This window comes from Streptomyces sp. NPDC059092, assembly GCF_042756365.1.
Taxonomy (GTDB): Bacteria; Actinomycetota; Actinomycetes; order Streptomycetales; family Streptomycetaceae; genus Streptomyces.
The window spans coordinates 68128-85204 of sequence record NZ_JBHZEJ010000023.1 but is presented as its reverse complement, the minus strand read 5'-3'; the positions used below and the strand labels follow the sequence as shown (position 1 = coordinate 85204).

The following is a 17077-nucleotide window of genomic DNA, read 5'->3' as shown; positions in this document are numbered from 1 at the left end:
ACGATGAAGCGACGACGTACCATCCGGTACCTGCCGACGGCCCTGGCCGTCGTTCTGGCCACCGGCGGTGTACTGGCCGGCGGACCGCTGCCGGTCGCCGCCGCGGCCGAGCCGGGCTCCGCCGTCACCGTACGGCCGGACCCCTCGTACCAGGGACAGAAGTTCGAGGGCTGGGGCACCAGTCTGGTCTGGTTCGCCAACGCGACCGGCGGCTATCCCCCGGCGATCCGTGAGAAGCTCGCCGAGCTGGTCTTCGGCGACGACGGTCTCGCGCTGAACATCGCCCGGTACAACGTCGGCGGCGGCAACGCCCCCGACGTGAAGGACTACCTGCGCGCCGGTGGCGCGGTGCAGGGCTGGTGGAAGGCGCCGGAGGGCACCACGCGCGAGGACACCACCTGGTGGTCGGCGGACGACCCGGCCGACTGGAACCCCGACGCCGACGCCACACAGCGGTGGTGGGTGAACCGGATCGCCAAGGACATCACCCACTGGGAGGCGTTCTCCAACTCCCCGCCGTGGTTCATGACCGAGAGCGGCTACGTCTCCGGCAACTTCCAGGCCGGCCAGGACCAGCTCAAGCCCGGTTCGGTGGACGACTTCGCGGCGTATCTGACAGGTGCCGTGGAGCGGCTGGAGAAGTCGAGCCGGATCAAGGTCGACACCATCGACCCGTTCAACGAGCCCAACACCTCCTACTGGGGCACCACCCTGGGCCCGGACGGCGAGCCGACCGGCGGCAGACAGGAGGGCGCCCATGTCGGCCCCGAGCGTCAGCAGCAGGTCATCAAGGCGCTCGCGGCGAAGCTGGGGAGGTCGAAGACCGACGCGGTGATCTCGGCGATGGACGAGACCAACCCGACGACGTTCGCCCGTAACTGGGAGTCCTACCCGCAGGACGTGCGGGACCTGGTCACCCAGCTCAACGTCCACACGTACGGCACCGGCGGCAGGACCACCGCGCGGGACATCGCCAAGGCGGCAGGCAAGCCGCTGTGGATGAGCGAGGTCGACGGCGACTGGGGCGACGGCCAGGACTTCACCAGCATGAAGCCGGGACTCGGGCTCGCCAAGCACGTGGTGGACGACCTGCGTGAACTGGAGCCCACCGCCTGGCTGTTCTGGCAGCCGGTCGAGGACTACGACAACATGAGGCCGGGCGGCGAGTCCGCGAAGGGCGGCAACTGGGGTTCCATCCAGGTGCCGTTCAGTTGCACCGCGAAGGACACCCTGGAGACCTGCCCGGTCCGGACCAACACCAAGTTCAACACGGCCCGTAACTTCACCCACTTCATCAAGCCCGGGGACCGGCTGGTGAAGACGGACGACACCGCGAGCGCGGCGGCCGTCTCCGCGTCGGGCCGGGGCGCCACCGTCGTCCATGTCAACGACACGACGGCGTCGCGGGCCGTGACCGTGGACCTCTCCGGCTTCGGCCGGATCTCCCGGGACGCGACGGTCACCCCGGTGGTCACGGACGCGGGCGGCGCCCTCGTCAAGGGAACCCCGGTCGCCGTGAAGGGCGGCGGCGCGACCGTCACCGTTCCCGCCCAGTCGGTGACCAGCCTGCTGGTCAAGGGGGTCTCCGGGGTCGCGAAGGACGCCGGTGACCTCCAGCGGGGGCGGGCCTACACCCTGACGGGCGTGGGCAGCGGCAAGTCGCTCGACGTGTCGGACGACGCGACCGGGACCGTCATCCGCACCACCGACGCGGCCGGCACCGGCCAGCGGTGGCGGATCGAGAAGGTGGCGAGCGGCACCGGCAACCGGGACCGCTACGTGGTGCGCAACGCCGAGCGGAAGCTGCGGCTGGCGGTACGGGACGGCGCGGCGGTGCTGGAACCGGACCGGGGCAAGGCGAAAGCCGCCGCACAGTGGGTCCTGTCCACCACCGGTGACGGCACCTACACCCTGGTCGGCACGGAGAGCGGCAAGCTCCTCGAAGTCCCGGGCCAGGCCACGGCGGACGGCTCGCGGGTCTCGGTCTGGACGCCCAACTCCGGAACCAACCAGCGCTGGAAGGTCACCGGCCTCAGGTAGGCGGCACCAGCGTGGAGAACAGCCGAGGACCGGCGCCCCCGGGCGCCGGTCCTCGGTCGTCGTGCGGGCTCGGGCGGATCAGCCCCGGACGGGGGCGAGTTCGATCCTGTCGATGTTCGGTGCCCACGCGGACGCGTTGCCGATGGTGAGGGTGTTGGCGCCCTGCTTCAGGGTGACCGGGACCCCGATGGTCCAGAAGTCGTCCCAGCTCCAGGTGTTCTTGAAGGTCACCTCGCGGGTCACGCCGCCGACGGTGATGTCCGCGGTACGGGACATGATGTCGGTGTTGTAGGCGTGGCCGTTGTCCCGGCGGTCGTTGTGACTGTAGGAGAGCACCAGGACGTACTGTCCGGCGCGCGGCGCGGTGACGGTGAAGCCGGCGGTGCTGGCGGCGCTGTTGCCCAGCCATCCGATGTAGGTACCGGCGGACGCGTGGACGTTGTCGACGAGGCGCGCGCCGCCCGCCAGTGTGGCCCGCTCGCCCTCGTAGGTGACCGAGCCGGCCGGGCTGCCCGCGCCCGCCACGTCGAGGGAGCGCAGCGCGGCCCGGCCCGAGGCGGTGACCCGGTTGTTGCCCGCCACGAGGTACAGCTTCAGCGCCTGGTCCGGGGCGGCGGTGACGCTCTCGCCGTGCAGCGAGAGCTGTACGGCGGCGGAGGCTCGTGAGGTCACGGTGTAGTAGCCGTCGCGCGGCGCGTACACGTCGAGCACGGCCCTGCCCCCGGAGCCCAGGACGAGCGCGCCCGTACCGGTGCCGGTCGCGTCACGGTAGTCGTACGTCACACTGCCGGAGATGTCGGCGAACGTGGCCTCGTAGGCGGTCGCCGGTGTGGTGTGCGCCGTCAGGTCGATCCGGTCCAGGGTGACCTCGCCGGTGCCCTTGGCGAGGGTGAGGGTGTGACGGCCGGCGGTCAGTTCGACCGTCACGTCCCGCTTCCCCCGGTAGAGCCAGTTCTGGGTGGACGGGTAGCTGACCGCGGTCGCCGCCGCGCCGTCGACGGAGAGGGTCTGGGTGGCCGGGGCGCCGGACTGGTTGCCGTACAGGACCGACAGGTCGTACATGGCGGCGGCCGGGACGTCGACGGTGAACTCGACCTTGCTGGCGGCGGTGTTGAGCGAGCCGACGTCCTTGGTGCCGGAGGCCGCGTACCCGTTGGCATTGGCCACGGTGCCCTGGGTGTAGACCTGACCGCCGGTGATCCTGGCGTCCTCCGCCTCGTACGGCGCGGACCACGGTACGGCGGCGGTGGCGGGGCTGCCGGAGCCCGCCGGGGTGAGCAGGATCCGGTAGGCGGACATCCGGTCCAGGCCGGTGAGCGGTACGGTCACGGTGCCGTCGGCGGCGACGTTCAGTTTCGTACGGGACAGCACGCGCGGGGCGGCGTGCTGCCCTTCGTAACCGGACCAGGCCGCCTCGGCGACGGTCACGGTGACCGAGGTGCCGAAGACCTTCGGGTCGACGTGGCGCACGGCCACGTCCGTGTCGCCCGACGAGCCACCGAGCAGGACCTGCGCCTGCCCGCGCGAGGTGTCGAGCGAGGCCACGCCCTGGAGTGTGTCCACGGTGTGCGGCGACGGCGGGGTGACCTTCACGGTCTGCCCGGTGAGCCCCGCGTACCAGCGGAAGAACCACCAGCCGCCGTTGGGGATGTTGGTGTGCACGACATTGCCGCTGAGATTGCCCGCGGCGTCCCAGTACGCCTGGTTGGCGAAGACCTTGTTGCGCTCGAACATCGAGACCCACTGGACCAGTTGGCCCGGCACGGAGAGGTCTCGGCGGTTGGCGTACTCGTCGATGTTGACGGGCAGCGGTCCGATGCCGAGGGCCTTCTCGATGGAGCGGTAGTTGTCGTGGTGGGCCTGGAAGTCCCGCAGGGAGGACGGTCCCAGCTCGTGCCAGGTGGTGATGTCCGGCAGGACGTTCTCCCGCTTCGCGAAGGCGAGGAAGTCGGTCAGCAGCCTTGTGTGGTACGAGGATTCGTTGGGCCCGGCGATCCGGGCGTCCGGGTCGACGGCGCGGATACGCTGATGGACCGTCTTCCAGTCCTTGAGGAAGCGGTCCCGGTTGGCCTCGTACGTGGCCTGGTCGGCGACGCCCAGGTTGTACCAGATCTGGTCGGGCTCGTTGAACGGCACGTAGACGAAGTGCTCGCTGTCCGGGGCGGCGGCGATGTCCGCGGCGATCCGGTCGACCTTGGTGAGATAGTCGCTGATGCCCAGGTCCTCGTACGGCCACTTGGCGTACATGTCCTGCATCAGCACGAGAACGTCCCCGCCGCCGTTGCGCAGGAACGGCTTCGAGACGGAGATCGCGTCACCGTTGGGGTGCTGCGCCCCGCCCTCCGGCTTCTGCGAGACGGTGGTGACCTTCAGCGGCGCCAGGGCCGCGTCGCTCGGCACCCCGTCGTCGCCCAGCCCGTAGAGCGCCCCGTTCGCGCCGAGCATGACCTTGCCCTCGGGGGCGGCGAGGTCGACGGTCAGGCGCTGGGCCGCCACGGTGGCGGGCTGTTCGGCCGCCTGGGCCGCGGGCAGGAATCCTGCGGTCAACGCTGCTCCCAGCAAGGCGGCTCCCACGGCGGTGGACGCGCGGTGTCCCGCCCCGCCCCGCGTACGGGACCTGCGGAACATACGGCTCGTACTCACTGAACCTCCCTTTTCTCGGCGTTACTTGACGGCTCCACTGGTGATTCCGGACACGATCCTCCGCTGGGCCACCAGGAAGAGGGCGACCATGGGCAGGCTCATCACCACGACGTAGGCGAAGACGAGATGCCAGTTGTTGAGGTAGAGCTGGGCTCCGGCGACCTGGTACAGGTTGATGGGCAGGGTCGCGGCGTCCGAGCCCCCGAGGACGAAGAAGGCGTAGAAGATGTCGCTCCAGGCGTAGAGCATCACCATGATCGTCGCGGTGGCGATGACCGGCCGCAGCAGCGGGAGGATGAGGCTCAGGAAGATCCGCGGCGGCGTCGCGCCGTCCATCCGGGCCGCTTCCTCCAGCTCGTAGGGGATGGTGCGGATGAACCCGGTCATGAAGAAGACCGACGTGGACAGGTACATCCCGGTGTAGACGGCGATCATCCCGGGGCGGGTGCCGGCGAGTCCGAGCTGCCGCAGCTCCATCACGATGGTGATCACGGCAGGCGGCAGCAGCAGACCGCTGATGGTCAGCGCGTACGCCGCCGACACGAGCCGGGACGAGCGGCGCGCGAAGACCCAGGCCGCGCCCGCGCCGAGGATCAGCACCAGCGCCACCGAAGGAATTACCACCAGAAGGGAGTTGACGAAGCCGCGCAGCATCTCGCCCTGGTTGACGGCGTCCGCGTAGTTGTCGGCGGGCTGCCAGTGGACCGGCGGATCGAGGTTGGGACGGACCGCCTCGCCCTGTGGCTTGGCCGAGGTGACGAGGACCAGCCACAGGGGTACGCCGACGGCGACGGCGGCGAGCACCACCACCAGGACAGGCCGTCCGAGGCGCCAGGCCCGGGACTCCCGGCCGGGGGCCGGTGCGCGGCCGGCCGAACGGAGAACGTGGGTGATGGTCACAGCATCCGCTCCCTTCTGCGCAGCCCGATGACGAGGGGGATCGCGAGGGCGACGACGATCAGGAAGAGGACGAGGCTCATCGCGGAGGCCTGGGCGTAAAGGCCCTGTCCGAAGATCCGGAACATGTAGATGTTGAAGACCTCGGTGGAGGCGGCGGGGCCGCCGCCCGTGGTGGCCTGGACGATGTCGAAGGTGTTCATCGAGCCGATCAGCGCGGTCGTCACGTTGAAGGTGAGGGCGGGCGCGAGCATGGGCCAGCGCACGGAGCGGAAGGCGCGCCAGGGCCCCGCCCCGTCGACCCGCGCGGCCTCCAGCATGTCGCCGGGGATGCCCTTGAGTCCGGCGAGATAGATCAGCATGGACAGGCCCATCCACTTCCAGCCGTGGATGACGGAGACCAGGACGAGGGTCCAGGTGGTGGAGCCGAGCCAGGGAATGTCCGTGCCGAGGAGCGAGTTGAGCGCGCCGTCCTGGTCGAGCAGGGCCTGGAACACGTAGCCGACGGCGAGCGCTGAGATCAGTACGGGCAGGAAGAACACGGCGCGGAAGAGGCGGTTGAAGCGGGAGTCCCGCTCCAGCAGCAGGGCCAGGCCGAGCCCGAAGCCGTTCTGGAAGAGGGCGGCGAGGGCCGCGTAGACCAGAGTGGTCCTGATGGCTCTGAGCAGCGAGCCGTCGTCGGCGATCGTCGCGAGGTTGTCGAGCCCGGTGAAGGCGATGTCGGAGTGGTAGGAGGACCAATTGGTGAACGGATAGTAGAAGTTGAGCAGGTTCGGCACCAGGAAGAAGCCGACGAAGAGCACGACCGCCGGCAGCGCGAACCACCAGGGGTGGTGGACGGCCGCGCGGGGCAGCCGTCCCACCGGTTTCCTCTCCCCACGGGCGGACGGCGCCGCCTTGCGTGAGCGTATGGCTGTCTGCGCCACGGCGGGCATCCCTCGTTCCGAAGTGATCAGTGATGAGGCGGAGATGGCGTCCCGTCAGTGAGGTCAGAAGCCGGGAGCGCCCTGCGCCCTGGCCACCTGGGCGAACTGGTCCTGGATGGCCTGGGCCACCTGCGCCGGGGTCTTCTTGCCGTAGATCATGTCGGCGAGGTAGAGGTGGGTGTCCGGGGCGACGACGGCCTTGGCCTGGAACACACCGTTGGCGGTCGGCAGCGCCTTGAGCTGGGCCAGAGAGGTGCCGGGCAGTCCGGCGGGGCTGGGGACGCCGGGCTGTACGGACGGGATCTTCATCGCCTTGATGTAGTCCGCGTAGTCCGTGCCGAGCCAGAAGGCGAGGAACTGCCGGGCGGCGTTCTGGCGCTTCTCGTCGCCGGTCCTGAAGGCGACGACCCCGTTCGTCTGGTCGGGCGAGTACAGGCCGGCGGTGTCCGAGTTCGACACCGGGAACCAGCCGATCCTCCGGTCGATCTCCTCCGTGCTGTGCTTCGCCTGCAACTGCGTCTGGAAGGAGGTGACGTTGAGGACCATGCCCGCGTGGCCGTTCCAGAGCGCGTCGGCGGAGCCGGTGAAGGTGCCCGTACGGTAGTTCTTCTGCGCGAGCCCGGCGCCGAGGAGCTGGTCCTTGTACGTGGTGACGGCCTTGACGACGACCGGGTCGGTCCACTTCTCCTTGTTCGTGTTGAGCCCGGCCCACCACTGCCGGTCGAGGTCGGTGAGCTGGACCTGCATCTGCCACTGCAGGGGCCACTTGTCGCCACCGGACTCGTAGAACGCGTCCGCGTCGGTCCGGTCCTTGACCGTGTGGCCGAGCTTCAGCAACTCCGCGTAGCTCCGCGGGAACCGGTCCTCGGTGATGCCCGCCTTCCGGAAGACGTCCTTGTTGTAGTAGACGCCGAGCATGGCGGGGCTGGTGACGATGGCGGCGTACCGCTTGCCGTCGATGACACCGAGGGACTTCTCCGTGTCGCCGAGCTTGTCCGCCCACGGCTCCTGATCGAGGGTGAGGAGGTTCTGCCGGGGCTGGATGAAGGGCAGTGTGGAGAGGGACGGCTGCCAGAACATCAGGTCCGGCTTGTCGCCCGAAGCCAGCTTGGTCGGTACGTTCTGCTCGTACAGGTCGGGGATGGCCTGGGTGTCGACCGAGGCGCCGGTGGCCTCCTCGAAGGCGTCGACGACCTGCCGGGGCGCGTTGACGGTGTTCTGCGCCGTCCACATCGTCAGCCTCACACCGTCGAGCCTGGCCGTCGGGTCGACCTGGGCGCCGGAGCCGGAGTCCGCGCCGCTGCCGCCGGTTCCGGCCGTGGGGTCGCTGCACGCGGTGGCGGTGAGGGCGGTCACGCATATCAGGACGAGGGCTGGGAGAACTCTCTTCATCGGGGTCTCTGCCTCACTGCGTAGGGGGACATGGGGAGGACGCGCTCCGGCCGGCGGGTTCCCGGTGGGGCTCCGGACCGGTGTCAGGGCTCCCGGGCCGGTGTCAGGGCTCCCGGGCCGGTGTCAGGGCTCCCGGGTGGCGGCGGACGGTGGCGGGCCCGAGGCGGCCGGCGGCCGGCCCCGAGCTCTCCCGCACCATCAGCTCCGGTACGGAGAGCGGGCGCGGCGCCACCGGCTCCGACTGCTCGACGACCCCGTGCAGCAGTCCGAAGGCGGCCCGTCCCAGGCCGGTGAAGTCCAGTCGTACGGAGGTGAGTGAGGGGGTGAGGTACGCGGAGCCGGGGGCGTCGTCGAAGCCCGCCACGCTCACCTCGCCGGGGATCGCCCGCCCCGCCTCGTGCAGCGCCCGGATCACCCCGAGCGCGAGATCGTCGTTGCCGCAGAGGATCGCGGTGACGGCAGGGTCCGCGGCCAGCTTCCGCCCCGCCGCGTACCCGTCGGCCGGCCCCCAGCCGCCCTGGACCGGGCGCGGCTCGGGCGCCCCGGCCTCGCGCAGCGCGGCCAGCCACCCCGCCGTTCGGGGCGCGGTGCCCGGGGTGCTGGAGGGGATCGCCACGTAGTGCACGGTCTCGTGGCCGAGCGCCAGCAGGTGGCGGGTGGCCTCGTGGGCCGCCCTCCGGTCGTCGGTCCACACCCAGGGCAGTCCGTCGCCGGGCGGGCTCGCGGGGGTCTCGACCACGCCGACCACCGGCAGCCCGGCGGGGACGGCACCCAGCGCCGCCACCCCGGCCGGGTCGTACGCGATCACGATCAGTCCGCCGCCCGTGTCGGCGGCGCGCCGGACCTCGGCCCGTACGGCGCTCTCGTCGGCCGATTCGAGCACCCCGATCCCCATGGCGTAGGAGGCGCCACGTGCCGCCTCCTCGATACCCTGGAGGATCGCCGCGTAGCCGTGGTGCGTGGTGTTCGCGGTGAGTACGGTGACGGACCGGGACCGGCCGCTGGCCAGGGCGAGCGCGGTGGCGCTGCGCCGGAAACCCAGCTCGTCGATGGTGGCGAGGACGCGTTCGCGGGTGGACTGTCTGACGCTCGGATGGCCGTTGATCACACGGGAGACGGTCTGGTACGAGACGTCGGCGGCGGCGGCGACGTCCCGGATGCTCGGGCCCGCCTTCGCGCCCGCCTTGGCCGTCTTCCTTGTGTGACCGGTCACATTCATGCCAGGATTGTGACCGGTCACACAGGGCGCGTCAAGAGACCGTAACGAAGGATTCACGCGCCGGACGCACACCGCCGACACCGGCGGAACGGGAGGGGACACGTTGACCGGTCAGCCGGCGAACAGCACGCGGGAGACGTTCACTTGGGGGCACGCGGAGCTCCGCGCGGAGTTCGCGACGGCCGCCGACGGCACGCTGAGGATGACCGGGCTGACCCGCCCCGACGAGACGGCCGGGGCCCCGTCGGACAGCTCCGGGGGCGTTCTCCCGGGCGCCTCGGCGCCGCTGCCGCTCGTCGAGGTGACCGCACTGGGCCACGGCAGCGGCTGGTCGGGGCAGCGCTTCCTGGACGGGGCGCTCGGCTCGCGGCTGCGGTACCGCGCGCACCGCTCCGCGCACGTGGGCGGCTGGCACCGGCTCACCGTCGAACTGCATGATCCGCTCAGCGGGTTGACCGCCGAGGTGCGTCTCTCCTCGCCCGACGGGGTGGCCGTGCTCCGCGGTGAGGTGCGGCTCGTGAACGAGGGGGCGGAGCCGCTCGTCGTGCAGTCCGTCAGCAGCCTGCTCGTGGGCGGGCTGCCCTCCCCCGACGTACTCGACGTGCACCGCGCGCGCAACGACTGGCTGGCGGAGTGCCGTTGGTACCGTACGCCGCTGCGCGAGACGGTCGCCGCACTCAACCACGGGGCCCACGAGCACGACAGCCGGGCCGCGCTCGCCCTCGCCGGGCGCGGAAGCTGGCCCAGTGACGGTCATCTGCCGATGGGCGGGCTGACCGACCGCACCACCGGCCGCGGACTGCTCTGGCAGATCGAGTCGGCCGCGGGGTGGCGGTGGGACACCGGCGAGCGGGCCGGCGCCGCGTACCTCGCGCTGAACGGGCCCACCGACGCCGAGCACCAGTGGCGTGAACGGCTTGCTCCCGGTGGGGAGTTCACCACGGTCGCCGCCGCGCTGGCGGTGGGATCGGACTTCGAGGACGCGCTCGGTCATCTCACCGCGTACCGCCGGGCCGTGCGCCGCCCGCACCCGGATCACACCGCGCTGCCGGTGGTCTTCAACGACTACATGAACACCCTGATGGGCGACCCGACGACCGAGCGTCTGCTGCCGCTCGTCGACGCCGCCGCCGCGGCGGGCGCGGAGTACTTCTGCATCGACTCCGGCTGGTACGACGACCACGCGAAAGGCTGGTGGGACAGCGTCGGCGCGTGGCAGCCCTCGGAGCGCCGGTTCCCGGACGGCGGCATCCAGGCCGTGCTGGACCACATCCGCTCGCGCGGCATGGTCCCGGGGCTCTGGCTGGAGCCCGAGGTGGTGGGGGTGCGGAGCCCGGTCGCCACGTCCCTGCCTCCCGAGGCGTTCTTCCGGCGCGACGGTGTCCGGATCACCGAACACGGCCGTCACCAGCTCGATCTGCGTCATCCGGCGGCCCGCGCGCATCTCGACGCGACGGTCGACCGGATCGTCGGCGACTGGGGGGTCGGGTATCTCAAGCTCGACTACAACATCAGTGTGGCGCCGGGCACCCAGGGCGACGGGGACACCTCGCCCGGCGGCGGCCTGCTCGGCCACTCCCGTGCCTATCTTGAGTGGCTGAACGCGGTACTGGACCGTTTTCCCGGCCTGGTCGTCGAGAACTGCGCGTCCGGCGGCATGCGGATGGACGGCGCCTCCCTGGCGGTCTCCCAGCTCCAGTCCACCAGCGATCAGCAGGATCCCCTGTACTACCCGCCGATCGCGGCCTCGGCTCCGACGGCCGTGCCGCCGGAGCAGGGCGCGGTCTGGGCGTATCCGCAGCCGGGGTTCACCCCGCAGGAGATCTCCTTCACCCTCGGGAGCGCGCTGCTGGGCCGGATCCACCTCTCCGGGCACCTGGATCACATGACGCCGGACCAACTCGCCCTGGTCCAGCAGGCGGTGGCCACCTACAAGAGGGTGCGGGCCGACCTGCCCGCGGCTGTGCCCTTCTGGCCGCTGGGGCTGCCGCAGTGGACCGACGCCTGGATCGCGCTGGGGCTGCGGCCGGGCGGCGGATCCGAGGACGCGGCCGGCGGTACGAGCTATCTGTCGCTCTGGCGCAGGGACGCGGAGGCCGCGCGCACCCTGTCCGTACCGCATCTCGCGGGCGTCGAGGCGCGCGTGGAGATCCTGCACCCCGCGGCGTCGTCGGGCAGGGCGCGCTGGCGGGCGGAGCGCGCGGAGCTGACCGTCGAACTGCCCGCCGCCCCGGCCTGCGTGCTCCTCGCCCTCACACCGACGGAGGCCCTCACACCGACGGCGGCGCCCACCCCGCCGGCGTAGGAGACAGCCTCCGGGACGGAGTGCGGTGGGACCCACGGTGCGGACGCGCTCCCGGCCGCGCCGGAGGATTCCGGTGCGGCCCATCCGTACACAACCATTGACGCTGTGTCGCACACGTGGCAACACTTCAAGACGGCCGTTCCAACAGGAACACGCAAGACCCCACAGAACATCCTGTCCGGGGAGGACCTCCATGCGCCCCCGCACCGCACGCAGAGGCTTCGTTCCACTCGTCGCCCTGCTTCTCGGACTGCTCACCGTCCCCGGAGGGTCCGCGCACGCGGAGTCCCCGGGCGACAGCGACCGGGCCGCCACCGTGCTCGCCGCCCAACAGCTCACCGTGGACGGTCTGGACGACGTGCGCGGCCATCTCACCCTGCCGGACACCGGCACCGACGCCACCTCCGTGAGCTGGAAGTCCGACCATCCGGCGCTGATCGACGCGACCGGTCTGGTCCACCGCCCCCGGCACGGCTCCGGCGCACGGTCCTTACGGCTCACCGCGACCGTCAGCCGTGGCGAGGCCCACACCACCCGGGTGTTCCCCGCCACCGTCCGCGAACTGCCCGCGAAGCAGAAGTACGCGGGGTACGCCTTCAGTTACTTCACCGGCGAGGGCACCGCGAACGGCGAGCAGATCCGGACCGCGCTCAGCCGTGGCAACGACCCTCTGCACTGGCGGGAGTTGAACGGCGGCAAGCCGGTCCTCTCCTCGGACCTCGGTACGAAGGGGCTGCGCGACCCGTTCGTCATCCGCTCCCCCGAGGGCGACAAGTTCTACCAGATCGCCACCGACCTCCGGATGTACGGCAACGGCGACTGGGACCAGGTGCAGCGCACCGGCAGCAGGTCCATCATGGTGTGGGAGTCCACCGACCTGGTGAACTGGACCGACCAGCGGCTGGTGAAGGTCGCCCCGGACACCGCGGGCAACACCTGGGCCCCCGAGGCGTACCACGACGACAAGCTGAACGCGTACGTCGTCTTCTGGGCCTCGAAGATCTACGCGGCCGACGACCCGCGGCACACCGGCTCGACGTACAACAGGATGATGTACGCGACCACGCGCGACTTCCGTACCTTCAGCGAGGCGAAGGTGTGGAACGACCCCGGCTACTCGGTCATCGACTCGACCGTGATCCGGCACGACGGCAGCTACTACCGCTTCACGAAGGACGAGCGGGACGGCTCCTCGTCCACCCCGTGCGCCAAGTTCATCACCGCCGAGAGGTCCGGCGACCTGCGCTCCCCCTCGTACGACTTCGTCGCCGACTGCATCGGCAGGGGATCGATCTCCCGGGGTGAGGGACCGACCGTCTTCAAGTCCAACACCGAGGAGAAGTGGTACCTGTTCATCGACGAGTTCGGGGACCGCGGTTACATCCCCTTCGAGACCACCGACCTCGACTCCGGCAGGTGGACCATGTCGGAGAACTACGAACTCCCGGTGAGCCCGCGCCACGGCACCGTCCTGCCGGTGACCCGGACGGAGTACGACCGGCTGCTCGGCGCGTACGCCCCCAAGGCGTCGGTCGCCGACGCGACGAGCCCCGGCCTCAAGGCGTACGCCCTGGTCGACGACGCGACGGCGAGGGTCGCCCTGCCACTGGATCCTGGCACGCGACTCCCGGGCCCGGCACCGAGGTTCGGGCTCTCCGAGGAGGCGCGGATCAGCCCGCCCTCCGGAACGCGGCGGGACTTCCGCACAGTGACAGTCCAGCGCCGGGAGTGAACGGCTGCCGTCCGGAGTGCCGGACGGCAGCCGCCGCGCGTCGCGGGCGTTACCGCTCACGGCTCACGGCTCACGGCTCACGGCTCACGGCTCACGGCTTGGGCAGGGTGCAGCCCGCGGCGCTCAGGTCGATCCTGCTGCCGGTGGTGACGCAGGCCACGATCCCGTAGGTCTCCTGTGCGTAGTTGATGCCCTGGCGCACGGTGACGGTGCCGTTCGCGTCGACCTCGCAGGGGTTGTTCAGTGTGCAGCGCGCGCCGTCCTCATTACCCGTGTTGTTGACGGCGACGACCTTTCCGGTGGCGTTGTCGATCACGGGCGAGCCCGAGGTGCCGCCGATGGTGTTGCAGGCGGAGGTGTAGCGGACCGAGTCCTTCCAGGTCCAGCTCCCCTCCTTCAGCAGGTAGGCGAAGCCGTCGACGTTGCAGCTGTAGATGCGCTTCCAGTAGCCGGAGACGACCTTGATCGCGGTGCCCTGCACGGGGCGGGCGGCGTTGAGTGCCAGCGCCGTGATGCCGTACGCGCTCTGGATCTGGGCGTAGGTGCTGGTGAGCTGGTACAGCGAGACGTCCGTGTCGGTCATCGTGGCGTACGCGATCTTGCTGGCCCGCAGGGTCGCCACGCCGGTGCCGGCCGAGTTGAGCAGAGTGAAGGTGCGGGTGGACGCCCGGTCGACGATGACCTGTCCGGCGGCCGGGAACCCGGTCTCCAGGCAGTGCCCGTTGGACAGGACGAGGGCGGGATCGGCCGGCTGCGACTGGGGTGTACGGACGACGGAGCCGGAACAGTTGCTGAGCGCGACCGTTCCGGCGAAGTCGACCGCCGCGAGCTGGGCTTGGGGTGCCGGATCGGCGACGCGGGTCGCCGCGTCGGCCCGTACAGCCTTCGTGGGCGCGCCCGCGTCATGGCTTGTGGCCATCGCGGGTGCCGCGCCTGCCCCGAGGAGCAGGACGGCGAGTAGCGCGCCGAGGAGAGGCTTTCTCATGTGGTGTCCCCTCTGTGACCGAAGTTCCTTCGGTTTTGTCATGGGCATTGTTGACGCCGGGACGCCAACGGGCAACCACGCCTGGGGAGTTCGAACACGGAGAGGGCCGGAACACAGAGCGGGGCGGGACGGCGCCTCTCGGCACCGCCCCGCCCCGGACACTCGCTCGTCGGGTCAGTTGATCAGTTCATTGCCTGCCTGGACCGCGTCCGTTCCGGCCTGGACGGCCTTCTTCACGGCGCCGACCTTCTTGCCCACCTTGTCCCCGGTGACACCCTGGACGACCGGCTTGGCCTCCTGGCCGAGGGCGGCGGCGGTCTTCGCCGTACCGCTCAGCGTGGAGCCGAGGTCGAAGGCCTGGGCGGAGGGGGCGACGGCGGCGAGAAGCGCGGAACCGGCGGCGGCTGCGGTGAGAATCCGTTGCACGTTCATGATCGATACAACGAGCGGAAACGCCGGAGGGCACGTTCCGGGACCCGATGGGATGAGACGTCCTCCGACCGGCGGTCACGCCGGCCGTCAGGACGCCCTGTCCGTAGGCACGTTGTACGACAGGAGCGCGGGCTGCCCGGCCGTCACCCGCACCTCGGTGATAGCGCAGTTACGGATCCCCGGCAGGACCCTGCGGTACGCGCTCTCCGGGATCCCTAGCAGCCGGCACAGGACCAGCCGGAAGAGGGTGTTGTGCGCGACGACCAGCACGCGCCCGCCGGGCCGCGCGTCCGCGAGGCGCAGCAGCGCGGCGGCACCGCGCCCCGCGGCGGCCTTCGGGTCCTCCCCTCCCGGCAGCGGATGGGCGGCCGGATCGCTGACGAAGGCCGCCGTCTCGCGGGGGTGCGACGCCTGGAGTTCGGCGAGGGTGCGCCCCTCGGCGACCCCGAAGTCGATCTCGGCCAGCTCCGGTTCGACGACGGCCGTCAGCCCCGTCGTACGGACAGCCGGTTCCGCGGTGCGCCGGGCCCGGCCGAGGGGGGAGGTGACGATCGCGTCGAGCCGGGCGCCGCCCGCCCATATGCCGAGCTCCCCGGCCTGCTCGACGCCGCGCGGGGTCAGCTCGATGTCGCTGACGCCGGTGTAGCGGTTCTCCGCGTGCCAGACGGTCTCACCGTGGCGGACGAGGAAGAGCGTCGCCGGCTCCTGCGTGAGGGGGGTCGGTGCGGGGTTCATCCGTGCTCCCGTGCGTAGGTGGCGGTCGGCGCGGGCAGCCAGCCGCGTTGTTCCAGCGCGTCGACCAGGGTGACGAAGGGTTCCTGGAAGCGGGCGCCGACCCGGGGGCGCGGCTCCAGGACCGTACGGACGCGGACCATGGCGCGCAGGTCGGAGAGGGGCGCGTCCGGCCCCGCCCGGCCCGCGTCCGTGGCGGCGCGCCGTACGCCGTGGGCGGCGAGCACCGCCATGCCGAGGGCGGAGTCGGTGTGTGCGGGAACGGTGGCCCTGCGGCCCAGGACGTCCGCCCGGAGCTGGTTCCAGTAGGCGCTGCGGGTGGCGCCGCCCGTGAAGGTGACCGCCCGGTCGACGGGGGCGCCGAGTTGGCCGATGTACGCCAGGCAGAGCCGTTCGACGAGGGCGACGCCCTGGAGCAGCGCGGCGTAGTGGTCGGCGTCGTCGCGGGGCGCGCCCAGCGTGAAGGGCTCGGCGTCGGGGGCCAGGAAGGGGAAGCGCTCGCCGTGCGAGACCAGGGGGTAGGCGACGGCGCCCGCCGGTTCGCGGTGTGCGGCGAGGCGGTCGAGGTGGGCGAGGTCGGCCCCGGGGAAGGCCCGGGTCAGGGCGCCCGCGCCGACGCTGGAGGCGCCGCCGGGGAGCCAGTGGCCGTCCGGGGAGAGATGGCTGTAGAGCACGCCGGCGGGGTCGTGGAGCGGGGCGGCGGTGACGCCCTTGAGGACGAGCGTGGTGCCGAGGACGGTGTTCCACTGGCCGATGTCCCAGGCACCGGAGCCGAGTTGGGCGGCGCAGCCGTCGGTCATGCCCGCGACGACCGGGGTGGACACGGCGAGCCCCGTGGCATCGGCCGCCGCGGCGCACACCGTGCCGAGGAGGGTGCCGGGGAGCACGACGGCCGGGAAGTCCAGCTCCGCGAGGCCGAGCCGGTCGTGGACGGCGAGGGGCCACGACCGGGTGGTCAGGTCGTAGCCGGTCTTCAGCGCGTGGCTGGTGTCGGTCGGTACGGGGTGTCCGACGAGCCGGGCGGTGACGAAGTCGGCCTGGTGGCAGACGCGGGCGCCGCGGAGCGTGTCCGTGGCCGCGGAGTCCTCGGCGGCCCCGGTCAGCCAGAGGAGTTTGGCGAGGGCCCAGCTCGGCTGGATGCGGTGTCCCATCGACCGCCACACGTCGGCGCCGGCCTCCTGGGCCCGCGCCGCCTCGGCGCCGGCGCGCCCGTCGTCGTACATGAGCGCGGGGGTGAGCGGCGCGCCGTCGGGGCCGGTCAGCAGGACCGTACCGGACGTCCCGCACACGGAGAGACCCCGTACCCGCGCGGCGGCGACGGTACGGAGCGTTCCGCGCAGCGCGTCGCGGACGCCCGACCACCAGTCGTCGGGGAGCTGTTCGTGGCGGTCCTGGTCGCGGTGGCCGGTGAGGGGGGCGGAGCCGCGGCCGACCACCTGGCCGCCGTCGGTGACGGCGAGCGCGCGCACGCTCTGGGTCCCGAGGTCCACTCCGATCCACACGTCCCCGTGGCGTGGGTCCGTCACAAGCTCCCGCCTTCCCGTCGTTCCCGTCGTTGTACAGCGGTGCCGGCTGATCTCACGACGCGTGACCCCAGGGCGCTTTTCACACCCGCGTCCACGCCTCAGGACTGACGTGCCGACAGCCGGCCGTGGCCCGGATCTCCCCTGTCCTGCCTGGTGGGGAACGCTCCGCCCGGTCGGCCGACGGGTTGACCTGCCCGCCGTCCGTGGTGAACACTGCCGACGGTACATCAACAAACAATGTTATATCC

The 17077-nt window shown here is 71.3% G+C and carries 11 protein-coding genes and 2 pseudogenes; 4 read left to right on the top strand and 9 right to left on the bottom strand.

What is annotated here, in order from left to right; genetic code table 11:
* The first annotated feature begins 3 nt into the window (after positions 1–3).
* Positions 4–2040 carry an RICIN domain-containing protein gene (locus ACFXPL_RS16285; protein WP_384918862.1) on the top strand — a complete coding sequence of 679 codons (2037 nt, stop codon included), beginning with the start codon at positions 4–6 and terminating at the stop codon, positions 2038–2040.
* Between the two features lie 78 nt (positions 2041–2118).
* On the opposite strand, the gene ACFXPL_RS16280 is transcribed toward ACFXPL_RS16285, so the two are convergent.
* The 5 genes from ACFXPL_RS16280 to ACFXPL_RS16260 form a co-directional block, all read right to left on the bottom strand.
* Positions 2119–4668, bottom strand: coding sequence for a CBM35 domain-containing protein (locus tag ACFXPL_RS16280; protein WP_384918906.1), 2550 nt, complete (start codon positions 4666–4668; stop codon positions 2119–2121).
* Positions 4669–4704: 36 nt separating this feature from the next.
* A complete protein-coding gene (locus ACFXPL_RS16275; protein ID WP_384918903.1) occupies positions 4705–5577 on the bottom strand; it encodes a carbohydrate ABC transporter permease in 873 nt (290 codons plus the stop codon).
* Between the two features lie 2 nt (positions 5578–5579).
* Positions 5580–6506, bottom strand: coding sequence for a carbohydrate ABC transporter permease (locus ACFXPL_RS16270; protein WP_384918859.1), 927 nt, complete (start codon positions 6504–6506; stop codon positions 5580–5582).
* Between the two features lie 63 nt (positions 6507–6569).
* On the bottom strand, positions 6570–7898 hold the full coding sequence (locus tag ACFXPL_RS16265; RefSeq protein ID WP_384918856.1) for an ABC transporter substrate-binding protein: 1329 nt from the start codon (positions 7896–7898) through the stop codon (positions 6570–6572).
* A gap of 103 nt (positions 7899–8001) precedes the next feature.
* A complete protein-coding gene (locus tag ACFXPL_RS16260; protein WP_384918853.1) occupies positions 8002–9117 on the bottom strand; it encodes a LacI family DNA-binding transcriptional regulator in 1116 nt (371 codons plus the stop codon).
* Positions 9118–9220: 103 nt separating this feature from the next.
* On the opposite strand from ACFXPL_RS16260, the gene ACFXPL_RS16255 reads away from it, so the two are divergent.
* The 3 genes and pseudogenes from ACFXPL_RS16255 to ACFXPL_RS16245 all read left to right on the top strand — a co-directional run.
* Positions 9221–11422, top strand: a complete 2202-nt coding sequence (locus ACFXPL_RS16255; protein ID WP_384918850.1) for a glycoside hydrolase family 36 protein — start codon at positions 9221–9223, stop codon at positions 11420–11422.
* A gap of 193 nt (positions 11423–11615) precedes the next feature.
* Positions 11616–11924, top strand: a pseudogene (locus ACFXPL_RS16250) (immunoglobulin-like domain-containing protein); the annotation flags it as partial.
* A 75-nt stretch (positions 11925–11999) separates the two neighbouring features.
* A pseudogene (locus ACFXPL_RS16245) lies at positions 12000–13127 on the top strand (glycoside hydrolase family 43 protein); the annotation flags it as partial.
* A 118-nt stretch (positions 13128–13245) separates the two neighbouring features.
* Here the strand turns inward: ACFXPL_RS16245 and ACFXPL_RS16240 are convergent.
* The 4 genes from ACFXPL_RS16240 to ACFXPL_RS16225 all read right to left on the bottom strand — a co-directional run bounded on the left by ACFXPL_RS16240 (position 13246) and on the right by ACFXPL_RS16225 (position 16829).
* The gene (locus ACFXPL_RS16240) at positions 13246–14139 is read right to left on the bottom strand and encodes a serine protease (protein ID WP_384918847.1); all 894 of its coding nucleotides are present in this window, start codon (positions 14137–14139) and stop codon (positions 13246–13248) included.
* A 174-nt stretch (positions 14140–14313) separates the two neighbouring features.
* Positions 14314–14571, bottom strand: a complete 258-nt coding sequence (locus ACFXPL_RS16235) for a hypothetical protein (RefSeq protein ID WP_384918844.1) — start codon at positions 14569–14571, stop codon at positions 14314–14316.
* An 87-nt stretch (positions 14572–14658) separates the two neighbouring features.
* The gene (locus tag ACFXPL_RS16230) at positions 14659–15306 is read right to left on the bottom strand and encodes a histidine phosphatase family protein (protein ID WP_384918841.1); all 648 of its coding nucleotides are present in this window, start codon (positions 15304–15306) and stop codon (positions 14659–14661) included.
* The gene (locus ACFXPL_RS16225) at positions 15303–16829 is read right to left on the bottom strand and encodes an FGGY-family carbohydrate kinase (protein WP_384918838.1); all 1527 of its coding nucleotides are present in this window, start codon (positions 16827–16829) and stop codon (positions 15303–15305) included. The genes ACFXPL_RS16230 and ACFXPL_RS16225 overlap by 4 nt, the downstream gene beginning before the upstream one ends.
* Positions 16830–17077 lie beyond the last annotated feature (248 nt).

Coding starts and splice junctions, on each gene's coding strand:
- ACFXPL_RS16260 (WP_384918853.1), bottom strand. CDS start 9,117: ATGAATGTGACCGGTCACACAAGGAAGACGGCCAAGGCGGGCGCGAAG.
- ACFXPL_RS16280 (WP_384918906.1), bottom strand. CDS start 4,668: ATGTTCCGCAGGTCCCGTACGCGGGGCGGGGCGGGACACCGCGCGTCC.
- ACFXPL_RS16230 (WP_384918841.1), bottom strand. CDS start 15,306: ATGAACCCCGCACCGACCCCCCTCACGCAGGAGCCGGCGACGCTCTTC.
- ACFXPL_RS16265 (WP_384918856.1), bottom strand. CDS start 7,898: ATGAAGAGAGTTCTCCCAGCCCTCGTCCTGATATGCGTGACCGCCCTC.
- ACFXPL_RS16240 (WP_384918847.1), bottom strand. CDS start 14,139: ATGAGAAAGCCTCTCCTCGGCGCGCTACTCGCCGTCCTGCTCCTCGGG.
- ACFXPL_RS16235 (WP_384918844.1), bottom strand. CDS start 14,571: ATGAACGTGCAACGGATTCTCACCGCAGCCGCCGCCGGTTCCGCGCTT.
- ACFXPL_RS16285 (WP_384918862.1), top strand. CDS start 4: ATGAAGCGACGACGTACCATCCGGTACCTGCCGACGGCCCTGGCCGTC.